This window comes from Gemmobacter sp., assembly GCF_016792925.1.
Lineage (GTDB): Bacteria > Pseudomonadota > Alphaproteobacteria > Rhodobacterales > Rhodobacteraceae > Gemmobacter.
In genome coordinates this window covers 24,995-36,041 of the sequence record NZ_JAEULU010000264.1, presented here as the reverse complement: position 1 = coordinate 36,041, position 11,047 = coordinate 24,995, and the positions used below count along the sequence as shown (strand labels likewise).

The following is an 11,047-nucleotide window of genomic DNA, read 5'->3' as shown; positions in this document are numbered from 1 at the left end:
CATCCGGTGCAGGGTGGTCGGGTCCGGCGTGGTATGGGCCGAAGGTGCGGCCCAGGCGCCCTCTACCCCGGTGGTGCCGATATTGATGGCGGCATGGCCAAGCCCCATCCAGATCTGCCGGGTGAAGGTGGCCACGCTGGTCTTGCCATTGGTGCCGGTGACGGCGACCATGGTGGCGGGCTGGCGGCCAAACCACAGCGCCGCCGCCATCGACAGCGCGGCGCGCGGCTCCTCGGCCACCACCAGCGCCACGCGCTCGGCCAGATCGCCCATCAGCGCCGCGCCGGCCGCATCGGTCAGGATCGCGACGGCCCCCGCCTCGATCACCTGCGCGGCGAATGTGGCGCCGTGAACCTTCACCCCCGGCAGCGCCGCAAACAGGAAGCCGGGCTGCACCGCCCGGCTGTCCACGGCCAATCCGGTGATCCGGGCCTCGCGCCCGGCCTTTGCGGTCAGGCCCAATTCGGCAAGGCTGGCGGCTTTGTCGCTCATCTGTCCCAAAACCGCGCGACGGCCCGCGCGGCCCTTTATCAGTTGTTCTGGCTGACAGCTGTTACCGCATTCGCGGCAGGAAGTGCAATCTCGGGGCGCAGACCCAGCAACGGCGCGGTGCGGCGCACCACTTCGGCGGCGACCGGCACGGCGGTATAGCCGGCGGTGCGGCGCGGCTCTGACCCGCTGGTATCCACCGGCTCGTCCAGAGTCACCACCAGCACATAGCGCGGGTCTTCTGCCGGGAACACGCTGGCGAAGGTGTTGATCACCTTGTCCTTGTAATAGCCCCCCGTCCGCTTGGGCTTGTCGGCGGTGCCGGTCTTGCCCGCGATGGCATAGCCCTTCACCTTGGCGTAAGAGGCCGTGCCATGTTCCACCACGCCACGCAGCATGGCGACCGAGGCGCGCGCCACCTCCTCTTTCAGCAGCCGCGTGCCCTCGGGCGCGCTGGTGCGGCGCAGCAACGTGGGCTGCACCGCGATGCCGCCATTGGCAATCGTGGCATAGGCCGAGGCCAGATGCATCGGGCTGGCGCTGAGACCGTGGCCGTAAGAGGCGGTGATGGTCACAATATCGGGCCATTTCGCCGGGATCAGCGGCTTGGAGCTGCGCGCCTCCACCATTTCGATGGGGCTGGGCTCAAAGAAGCCCAGCGATTTCAGGAAGGCCTGCTGGCTTTTGCCGCCCACCATCAGCGCGATATGCGCCGTGCCCACATTGGAGGATTTGGCGATGACATCGCTGACCGACAGCAGCGGGCCATAGTTCTTTCCCTGAAACTCCTTGATCTTGTGCTTGCCCCAGATCATCGGCGCATTGGCATCGACCATGGTATCGGGCCCCACCAGCCCCATCTCCATCGCCTGCGCGGCGGCGAAAATCTTGAAGGTCGAACCCAGCTCGTAGACGCCCTGCACTGCGCGGTTGAACAGCGGGCTGTCGGCGGGGTCGCCCTTGACCAGCGGGTTCGGGCGGTCATTCGGGTCGAAATCGGGCAGCGACACAAGGCTGATGATCTCGCCGGTGCGCACATCCATCATGATGGCGGCGGCGCCTTTGGCGTTCATCATCTTCATGCCGGTATCCAGCACTTCGGTGACCGTGGCCTGCACCGTCAGGTCGATCGACAGCGCCAGCGGATCGGCGGCCTGGGCCGGGTCGCGCAGGCGGGCATCGAGGAATTTCTCCAGCCCCGCCGTGCCGATCACCTCGGCCGAAGCCACGCCCTCGGCGCCAAAGCTCGCCCCGCCCAGCACATGCGCGGCCAGCCGCCCATTGGGATAAAGCCGCATCTCGCGCGGGCCGAACAACAGGCCGGGATCGCCGATCTCATGCACCTTCTGCATCTGCTCGGGGCTGAGTTTCTTCTTGATCCACAGGAAGCTGCGGCCATCGGTCAGGCGGCGCGCCAGATCTTCCTCCTTCAGATCGGGGAAGATCACCGCCAGTTCCCGGGCCACGCGCACCGGATCAACCATATCCTTGGGCTGCGCATATAGCGCATGGGTCACCAGATTGGTGGCCAGCACGCGGCCATTGCGGTCGGTGATGTCGGCCCGCTGCGCAAGGATCGGCGCGCCGGGCGCGGCAGAGCGCGGCTCCATCGGCTCGGAGGCCGCCAGCAAGCCCATCCGCCCGCCGATCACCGTGAAGGCGGCAAAGAAGGCCAGCCCCAGAAACAGCAGCCGCCCTTCCGAGCGGCGGCGCGATTTCTCGCGCATGACCTCATGGCGGGCGCGCAGGTTCTCGCGCTCGATGGAATCGGGGTTCTCGCCGGTTTCGCGCGCCTTCAGGATTCGCGCAAGCGGCCGCAGCGGGGTGCGCGCGGCCGGTTCAGCATCGAAACCATCGGCAAACTGCTCGTCGTCGGGCAGATAGGCAGTCATGGCACTTGCCCCCCTTCCTGATTGGACACATCCACCACCCCGTCCAGCGCGGGCAGCGCCAGGTCGGGCTGCGGATAGGCGATCTGGCTGGACAGGCCGAATTGCTCCGGCTCCAGCGGCAAAAGGCCCAGCCGGTCAAAGTTGATGGTGGACAGTTCGCGCAGCCGGTCGGGCCGGTTCAGATAGGCCCATTCGGCGCGCTGGATCGACAGCGCCTCGCGCAGATCGGCGATCTCGCTGTTCAGCTTGGACACGTCTTTCAGCGCCTGCTGGGTGGCGTAATTCTCGCGGTAAGCCCAGAAGCCCGAGGCGATGACGGCAGAGAAGGTCAGCAGATAGATCAGCGCCCGCATTTACTTGCGCCCTCCCTTCCGGCGTTGCAGTTGCGGCACATCCAGCGCCGCCAGATCCAGCTTGTGCGCCGGGGCCTCGGTGCGGATGCCGACGCGCAGCTTGGCCGAACGCGAGCGCGGGTTTTCCGCCAGCTCTTGCTCGTCGGGGCCGATGGCGCGTTTGGTGGCCAGCGCAAAACTATGCGCCGGGCCTTGCGCCGAGGGCGCATAGCGGTTGCTCTGCTGTTCGGTCGCGCGGGTCTGGAAGAACCGCTTCACGATGCGGTCCTCAAGACTGTGGAAGGTCACCACCGCCAGCTTGCCGCCCGGTTTCAACGCGCGTTCGGCGGCGGCAAGCCCTTCGGCCAGCTCGTCAAATTCGGTGTTCACCGCGATGCGGATGGCCTGAAAGCTGCGCGTGGCCGGGTGGCTTTGGCCCGGCTTCGGGCGCGGCAGGCAGCGCGCCACGATCTCGGCCAGCCTCAGCGTGGTGGTGATGGGCCCCTGCGCGCGGGCCGTCACGATCGCATGGGCGATGCGGCGCGAGGCGCGTTCCTCGCCATAAAGATACAGAATATCCGCGAGCGTCGCTTCCTCGGTCTCGTTCACCAGATCGGCGGCGGAAAGGCCCGCCTGGCTCATCCGCATGTCCAGCGGGCCATCCTTCTGGAAGGAAAAGCCGCGCTCGGCCTGATCCAGCTGCATGGACGACACGCCCAGATCCAGCACGATGCCATCCAGCATCCCGGCATAGGTATCAAGACCCGAGAAATTGCCCGCCACAAGGCTCAGCCGGTCGCCATACTCGCCCGCCCAGGCCGCAGCCATCTGCAAGGCGAGGGGATCGCGGTCCACGCCGGTGACGTGATCGGCCCCCGCCGCCAGCAGGCCCCTGGCATAGCCCCCTGCCCCGAAAGTGCCATCCAGCCAGCGCCCCGACACGGGCGCGCAGGCTGCCAGCAAGGGCCGCAAAAGCACCGGGATATGCGGTGCGCCGGTCTCCATGCCTCAGTCCTCGGCGTCGAAGGGCAGCAGCGACAGCAGGTCCGCGCCCTCTGGCAGGTCAAGGTCCACCTCTTCCTGCGCGGCCATCTCGGCCTCGTAATCGCTGCTGCGCCAGATCTGGAATGTCTCCAGCGTGCCGGCAAACACCGCCTCGGCGCTGTCTTTCAGGGCTTCCGCCGTCAGGCCGACCTTTTCGCGCACCTTGGGCGGCAGCACGATGCGGCCATCCTCATCGACCTCGACCGTCTGCGACAGGGTGATGAAGTTGCGCTCCAGCGCCTTGCGCTGCGCGGTGCCGGGCGGCATGCGGCGGATGCGTGCCTCAAGGCGCTTCATCTCGGCCAGCGTGTAGCATTCGACGAACTGGCGGGCCGTGCCGCCACCGTAAACCATCACGAACTTGGGACGGCTGCCGTCAAAGGTCGGGTCGCCCGCTTCCAGAACGCGCCGAAAAGGCGCCGGGATCGAGACCCGCGCCTTCCCGTCAACCTTCTGGCTGAACTCGCCTCTGAACGCCTCTGACACGGTGCTGTCCTGTCCCGGTCGGTTACTGTGCCCCTGGCCCCCGCCAAGGTCTTGAAATCTTTGGTCCCAGAATCTTTGGTCCCAGAATGAAAACGGCGGACCGAGCGGCTGCCACTGCCCGATCCGCCGACTGTCCCATCTCTGGGTCGAACCGCCTGCGCTTGCCACCTGGGGGAGATGTCTGCTCGCTTGCGCATCGGTTTTTGGCTGGATGACGTTGCGGGGCCTGTATGAAACCTGCTTTTCGCCTGTGGGGTCTTGTTCGCCCCTTGTTTTCATTCCCGTCGTCATCCGGTGAGTAATGAATGGCATGGGAAATCATGGGAGGCAACGGTTTTCTTTGGGCAAAACCGGGCAGATCCTGTGTCACGCAGGGCCTCAACACAGGATATGGGGGTGGGGCTCCTGCATTTCCAGCAAACTGTGGCGAAACACGCTTTCGTGAACCACCATATCTAGTGGGCAGATTTTTCGCCCGGCGCAGACCATAAAATCCCGATCCTTACCTGAACGACGGGCTGCAAGCTGCGGAAAAGGCGGAGGAACTGCCGGATTCAGCCGGATTCCATGAATTCCCGCACCGAAATCACGCCCGCGTGAGGTCTGGTGATTCGGATCACCCCGCTCAATCCCATCAGATTCCATGCCGTTCCGGGGCAGCTGTCCCATGGTTTCCCGGACCCATGGTTTCCCACCCGCCCGGCATGCAAAACGCCCGGGCCTTGCGGACCGGGCGTCTTGCCATTCCGGATGTGCCGAAAGCCTCAGGCCATGCCGCCCTCGACCAGCCGCCGCGCCAGCCGCGCATAGGCCTCGGCCATCGCCCCCTCGCCCGCCGCAATCGGCGTGCCCGCATCGCCCGCCAGCCGGGTTTCGATGTCCAAAGGCAGCTCGCCCAAGAACGGCACGCCGATCTTCGCCGCCTCTGCCGCCACACCGCCATGTCCGAACAGATGCGCCTCATGCCCGCAATTGGGGCATATATAAGTGGACATATTCTCCACCAGCCCCAGCACCGGAGTCTTCAGCTTGCCGAACATATCCAACGCCTTGCGGGCATCCAGCATCGCCACATCCTGCGGGGTGGAGACCACGATCGCCCCGGTCAGGGCAAAGCGCTGCGCCAGCGTCAGCTGAATATCCCCGGTGCCGGGCGGCAGGTCGATCAGCAGAATGTCCAGCTCGCCCCAGGCCACCTGCTCGATCAGTTGCTGCAAGGCCCCCATCAACATCGGGCCGCGCCAGATCACCGCCTCATCCTCTTTCAGCATGAAGCCGATCGACATCACCGTCACCCCATGCGCCTGCAAGGGGATGATGGTCTTGCCATCGGGGCTGGCCGGGCGCCTGTTCACACCCATCATGCGCGGCTGGCTGGGGCCATAGATATCGGCATCCAGCAAACCCACGCGGCGCCCCTGCCGCGCCAAGGCCACCGCGAGGTTCGAGCTGACGGTGGATTTGCCCACCCCGCCCTTGCCCGAGCCGATGGCGATGATGCGGTCAATGCCGCTCACCCGCTTCGGCCCGCCCTGCTGCGGCGTCGGATGACCGCCGATCTTCAGGCTGGGCGCGGGCGCCTTGGGCGCCGGGCCATGCGCGGTCATCACCGCCTGCACCTTTTCCACCCCCGGCAGAGCGCGCAAGGCGGCCTCGGCCTGGGCCTGCACCGGCGCCAGGGCGCGGGCCTCCTCGGGTGTGGCGGCCTCGATCACGAAACTCACCGCCCCGCCCTCGATCCGCAGCGCCCGAATCAGATCGCGCCCCACCAGATCGCCGCCGCCGGGCAGCGCGATGCGGGCCAATGCCTGAAGAACCGTTTCGCGGGTGATATCCATCTTCGCCTCCTGAACGCTGCGCCAGACTTGTGCATGACGCGGGAAAGGGCAAGAGCGTGCGGCCCGCCGCCCCCGCGACAAAGCCGCTTGACCATTTGCTCAAATTTCCGGCAATCTGCCTCAGGCTGTGCAGGATTATGCCGACAAGCCATGCGGTTAGCGCATAGCCGCAATGCGGCGAAGTCGGATTGTGCAAGCGCAGCAATTGCCCCATCTTTGTTTCAACAGCGCCAAGGCCGACCCAAAGGCTGCCGGCGCAAAGACACAGATGATCAAGGCAAGGCTGACGACAATGGCTTTCGTGAACACCACCCGCGCCGCCCAACCGGCTTTTGGCGACCGCTTCGCCGCGGTGCTGGAGACCCTGCGCACCGCCATGGCTCGCCGCGCCATCTACCGCCAGACCGTGCAGGAACTGCGCGCGCTGGCAGACAAGGATCTGGCGGATCTGGGGATCCACCGGTCGCAAATCCGCCGCATGGCGCTGGAAGCCGCCTACGGCAAATGAGTTAACCATCTGGACCGGCCTCTCCTCCTCCCTGGCCGGTCAAGACAGCGGCGATCCCTTCCTCCTCCCCGGGGTCGCCGAACCATCGCAAGACCCACCTCCTCCCGGGTCTGATGCGATCGCGGCGGTCCCCTCCTCCTCCCTGGGATCGTCGCAACCCTTTCCGGGCCTCACAGGCCCAACCGTGATCCTCGGCCCTTCCTCCTCCCTGGGCCTTGGGTTCTGCGGCGGCCCCCTCCTCCTCCCTGGGGTCGCCGCCTCCCTCTTCCGGGGCCTCCGGGCCTCGACACAGCTTCCCTGGCCCCTCCTCCTCCCTGGGCCTCGGAGACCTGCGGTCCCTCCCTCCTCCTCCCTGGAGGGCCGCAACCAGAAACGCTGCCCCTCCTCCTCCCTGGGCAGCCGATTTCGGAACGGCGGCGCCCCTCCTCCTCCCTGGGCGTCGCCGTTTTCCGTTTGAAAACCCCCTCTTGCATCCAGAGGCCGCCCCGGCGAAGGTCGCGCATCCCCAGCCGGAGCCGCCTGATGCCTGCCTCATTGATCTCTGCCGCCCTTGTGGCTGCCCTTGTGGGCTATGGCTCCACCATTGCGCTGGTGTTGGCCGCCGCCGCCGCCCTTGGCGCCACGCCGGGCCAGACGGCCAGCTGGGTGCTGGCGATCTGCCTGGGCAAGGCGGCGGGCTCGGCCTTCCTCAGCTGGCGGGCCAAAGTGCCGGTGGTGCTGGCCTGGTCCACCCCTGGCGCCGCGCTGATCGCCGCGACCGAGGGGATTTCGATGGCCGAGGGTGTGGGGGCCTTCGTGCTGGCCGGCGCATTGGTGGCGCTGACCGGCGCGGTAAAGCCCTTGGGCCGCGTGGTCGCGCTGATCCCCGACGGAATCGCGGCGGGGATGCTGGCGGGCGTGCTGCTGCCCTTCTGCCTGAAACTCCCCGCCGCCGCGTCGGCGCTGCCCGCGCTCATCCTGCCGGTGATCGCGGCTTTCGCGCTGGTGCGGCTGAAAAACCCCGCCCTCGCCGTGCTGGCTGCGCTGGCGCTTGGCCTCGCGGCGGCCTTCGCCGCAGGCCTTGCGCATCTGCCGCCCCTTGCCCTGCCGCTGCCGCATCTGGAATTCATCCCGCCCGCGTTCAACCCCGGCGTGATAATCGGCCTGGCCCTGCCGCTTTACCTGGTCACCATGGCCTCGCAAAACCTGCCCGGCTTCGCCACCATCCGCGCCGCCGGATACGAGCCGCCGGTGCAGGCCGGGCTGCTCACCACCGGCGGGATTTCGGCGCTGATCGGGCTGTTTGGCGCCCATACGATTTCAATGGCCGCCATCACCGCCGCCATCTGCCTTGGCGATGATGTGCATCCCGACCGCAAACGCCGCTGGGTGGTGGGGCTGGTCTATGCCGGGGTCTGGGTTGCCCTGGGCCTCGCCAGCCCCCTGATCCTGAGCCTGCTGGCCGCCGTGCCGCCCGAACTCATCACCGCCATCGTGGCGCTGGCCCTGCTCGGCCCCTTCATGGGCGCGGCCGCCGGGGCCTTCACCGCCCCCGCCACCCGCTTTCCCGCCGCCATCACCCTCGCCGTCACGGCCTCCGGCACGCCCGCGCTTGGCATCGGTGCCGCCTTCTGGGGGCTCATCGCCGGGCTGACCTTTCACCTGCTGGACCGCTGGAAAGACAGGGGGCTGTCTGCCCCCTCTTGAGCCTGCGGCTCAATTCACCCCCGAGGATATTTTTGAACAGAAAATGTAGAAAAAGCGCCACAGCTCTTCATTTTCTGTTCAAAAATATCCTCAGGGGGTGAGGGCCAAAGGCCCGAGGGGGCGCGAGCGCCCCCTTTCTTTACGACGCTCAGAACGGCAGGTCGTCGGCCTCATGGGCGGGGCTGATGAAGCTGGCCACCACATGTTTCACCCCGGCCTTGTCAAAGGCGATCTCCAGCTTGTCGCCCTCGATCCCCAGCACCTCGCCATAGCCGAATTTCTGGTGGAACACCCGGTCGCCTTCGGTGTAGCGCGACACGGCCGTCAGGTCGATCACCGGGCCGCGGCTCTCGCGCGGTTGCGCCACCGGGCGGGTCGTGCTGCGGTCTTGCAACCGCCGCCAGCCGGGCGAGTTATAGACATCGGCCTTGGTCGCGCGTTCCTCCACCTGACTGGCGCCGAAGCTGGCGGTGGCATAGCCGCCTTGCAGGCCCGGCATGGTCAGCACATCGACATGGCGCACCGGCAATTCGTCGATGAAGCGCGAGGGCAGCTGGCTTTGCCATTGGCCGTAAACCCGGCGGTTGGAGGCAAAGCTGATGGTGCAAAGCCGCTCGGCCCTTGTGATGCCGACATAGGCCAGCCGCCGCTCCTCCTCCAGGCCCTTCTTGCCGCTTTCATCCATGCTGCGCTGGCTGGGGAACAGCCCGTCCTCCCAGCCCGGCAGGAAGACCACCGGAAATTCCAGCCCCTTGGCGCCGTGCAGGGTCATGATGGTGACCTTTTCCGCCGCCTCTTCGGTGTCGTTCTCCATGATCAGCGAGACATGTTCGAGAAAGCCTTGCAGGCTGTCGAATTGCTCCAGCGCCTTCACCAGTTCCTTGAGGTTTTCCAGACGCCCCGGCGCCTCCGGCGTTTTGTCATTCTGCCACATCGAGATGTAGCCCGATTCCTCCAGGATCACCTCGGCCAGCCGCACATGGCCCATATCGCTGGGCGGCGCGGCGTCGGGCACCATGGGTTCAAGCACCGCATCGGCCAGTTCGGGCCGCGCGTTCAGGATCGCGGCGTGCCAGCGATCCACCCCGTCGACAAAGCCGCGCAGCTGCCCGGCGCCCTTGCCGCCAATGCCGCCGCGCGCCAGCAGCTCGCGCGCGCCTTCCAGCAGGCTGATCCCCGAGGCGCGCGCCGTCTTTTGAATTTCCGCCTGCGCCTTGTCGCCCAGCCCGCGCTTCGGCGTGTTCACCACCCGTTCAAAGGCCAGATCATCATCGGGCGAGACCGCCAGCCGGAAATAGGCCATGGCATCGCGGATCTCCAAGCGTTCATAGAACCTTGGCCCGCCGATCACCCGGTAGGGCAGGCCGATGGTCAGGAAGCGATCCTCGAAGGCGCGCATCTGATGGCTGGCGCGCACCAGAATGGCCTGATCGTTCAGCCCCACCGGATCGCGCCGCCCGCCGCGTTGCAGGGCCTCGATCTCGTCGCCGATCCAGCGCGCCTCCTCCTCGCCATCCCAATGGCCGATCAGGCGCACCTTCTCGCCGCCCTTGGCCTCGGTCCACAGCGTCTTGCCCAGTCGGTCGGAATTGCCCGCAATCACCCCGGAGGCCGCCGCCAGAATATGTTCGGTCGAGCGGTAATTCTGCTCCAGCCGCACCACCTCGGCGCCCGGAAAATCCTTTTCAAACCGCAGGATATTGCCGACCTCGGCGCCGCGCCAGCCATAGATCGACTGGTCGTCATCGCCCACGCAGCAGATGTTGCGATGCCCCTGCGCGAGCAGGCGCAGCCACAGATATTGCGCCACGTTGGTGTCCTGGTATTCGTCCACCAGAATATAGCGCAGCCAGCGCTGGTATTGCTCCAACACATCCGGGTGCGTCTGAAAGATGGTGACGCAATGCAGCAGCAGGTCGCCGAAATCGCAGGCATTCAGGCTGCGCAACCGCTCCTGATACTGGTCATAAAGTTCGGTGCCGCGATTGTTGAAGCCACCCGCCTCCGATGACGGCACCTTGTCCGGCGTCCAGGCCCGGTTCTTCCAATGGTCGATCAGGCTGGCCAGCGCCCGGGCGGGCCAGCGCTTTTCATCCATATTCGCCGCCACGATCAGCTGTTTCATCAGGCGCAGCTGGTCGTCGGTGTCCAGAATGGTGAAATTGGATTTCAGCCCCACCAGCTCGGCATGGCGGCGCAGGATCTTCACGCTGATCGAGTGGAAGGTGCCCATCCAGGGCATCCCCTCCACCTGCCCCAGCATGCGCGCGACCCGATCCTTCATCTCGCGCGCGGCCTTGTTGGTGAAGGTCACCGCCAGAATCTCGTTTGGCCGCGCCTTTCCGATCGACAGCAGATGCACGATGCGCGAGGTGAGCGCCTTGGTCTTGCCGGTGCCCGCCCCCGCCAGCATCAGAACCGCCCCGTCCACCGCCAGCACCGCCGCGCGCTGCGCCGGGTTCAGGTCGTCCAGATAGGGCTGCGGCCGCGCGGCCATGGCGCGCTGCGACAGGGGAACGGCCGCCGCGAAGGCGCCCTCTTCATCGAATGAATCGTCATAGCCGGTCATGCCCGGCAGGATAGACGATCCATGGCCCGAGGGAAAGCCCGTGCGTTCGCGCTATGTTCGCAAGCCGTCTTTCCAGATCGCCCAAAATGTTAGCGCTAACTTAACTGTTTCCGCTAACAGGCTTTGCAGCTGCAAATTCTGCCTGCATATTTCGCAAAACTTCGCAAAATGACGCTTCCCGCCCTTGCGCTGCATCGCAGCAC

At 66.2% G+C, this 11,047-nt stretch carries 9 protein-coding genes; 2 read left to right on the top strand and 7 right to left on the bottom strand.

Features of this window, described 5'->3' with window-relative positions:
- From JNN06_RS12715 to JNN06_RS12690, 6 genes are all read right to left on the bottom strand, one after another.
- The coding region (locus tag JNN06_RS12715; protein WP_291239961.1) for a Mur ligase domain-containing protein at positions 1 to 492 on the bottom strand (492 nt) is incomplete at its 3' end.
- Between the two features lie 38 nt (positions 493 to 530).
- Positions 531 to 2,381 carry a penicillin-binding protein 2 gene (locus JNN06_RS12710; protein WP_291239960.1) on the bottom strand — a complete coding sequence of 617 codons (1,851 nt, stop codon included), beginning with the start codon at positions 2,379 to 2,381 and terminating at the stop codon, positions 531 to 533.
- Positions 2,378 to 2,734 (bottom strand): cell division protein FtsL, encoded by a 357-nt coding sequence (locus tag JNN06_RS12705; RefSeq protein ID WP_291239959.1) that lies wholly within the window; start codon positions 2,732 to 2,734, stop codon positions 2,378 to 2,380. The genes JNN06_RS12710 and JNN06_RS12705 overlap by 4 nt, the downstream gene beginning before the upstream one ends.
- Positions 2,735 to 3,718, bottom strand: coding sequence for a 16S rRNA (cytosine(1402)-N(4))-methyltransferase RsmH (rsmH, locus tag JNN06_RS12700; protein ID WP_291239958.1), 984 nt, complete (start codon positions 3,716 to 3,718; stop codon positions 2,735 to 2,737). It abuts the gene before it with no gap.
- Between the two features lie 3 nt (positions 3,719 to 3,721).
- Positions 3,722 to 4,243 (bottom strand): division/cell wall cluster transcriptional repressor MraZ, encoded by a 522-nt coding sequence (gene mraZ, locus JNN06_RS12695; protein WP_291239957.1) that lies wholly within the window; start codon positions 4,241 to 4,243, stop codon positions 3,722 to 3,724.
- Between the two features lie 764 nt (positions 4,244 to 5,007).
- Positions 5,008 to 6,081, bottom strand: coding sequence for an Mrp/NBP35 family ATP-binding protein (locus JNN06_RS12690; RefSeq protein WP_291239956.1), 1,074 nt, complete (start codon positions 6,079 to 6,081; stop codon positions 5,008 to 5,010).
- Between the two features lie 268 nt (positions 6,082 to 6,349).
- On the opposite strand from JNN06_RS12690, the gene JNN06_RS12685 reads away from it, so the two are divergent.
- Positions 6,350 to 6,589, top strand: coding sequence for a DUF1127 domain-containing protein (locus tag JNN06_RS12685; protein WP_291239955.1), 240 nt, complete (start codon positions 6,350 to 6,352; stop codon positions 6,587 to 6,589).
- 522 nt (positions 6,590 to 7,111) lie between these two features.
- Positions 7,112 to 8,275 carry a benzoate/H(+) symporter BenE family transporter gene (locus tag JNN06_RS12680; protein ID WP_291239954.1) on the top strand — a complete coding sequence of 388 codons (1,164 nt, stop codon included), beginning with the start codon at positions 7,112 to 7,114 and terminating at the stop codon, positions 8,273 to 8,275.
- A gap of 148 nt (positions 8,276 to 8,423) precedes the next feature.
- On the opposite strand, the gene JNN06_RS12675 is transcribed toward JNN06_RS12680, so the two are convergent.
- Positions 8,424 to 10,844, bottom strand: coding sequence for an ATP-dependent helicase (locus JNN06_RS12675; protein ID WP_291239953.1), 2,421 nt, complete (start codon positions 10,842 to 10,844; stop codon positions 8,424 to 8,426).
- Positions 10,845 to 11,047: the final 203 nt, after the last annotated feature.

Bases quoted from the DNA above. Each gene is read 5' to 3' on its own strand.
- JNN06_RS12710 (WP_291239960.1), bottom strand. From the start codon at position 2,381: ATGACTGCCTATCTGCCCGACGACGAGCAGTTTGCCGATGGTTTCGAT.
- JNN06_RS12705 (WP_291239959.1), bottom strand. From the start codon at position 2,734: ATGCGGGCGCTGATCTATCTGCTGACCTTCTCTGCCGTCATCGCCTCG.
- rsmH (WP_291239958.1), bottom strand. From the start codon at position 3,718: ATGGAGACCGGCGCACCGCATATCCCGGTGCTTTTGCGGCCCTTGCTG.
- JNN06_RS12690 (WP_291239956.1), bottom strand. From the start codon at position 6,081: ATGGATATCACCCGCGAAACGGTTCTTCAGGCATTGGCCCGCATCGCG.
- JNN06_RS12685 (WP_291239955.1), top strand. From the start codon at position 6,350: ATGATCAAGGCAAGGCTGACGACAATGGCTTTCGTGAACACCACCCGC.
- JNN06_RS12680 (WP_291239954.1), top strand. From the start codon at position 7,112: ATGCCTGCCTCATTGATCTCTGCCGCCCTTGTGGCTGCCCTTGTGGGC.
- JNN06_RS12675 (WP_291239953.1), bottom strand. From the start codon at position 10,844: ATGACCGGCTATGACGATTCATTCGATGAAGAGGGCGCCTTCGCGGCG.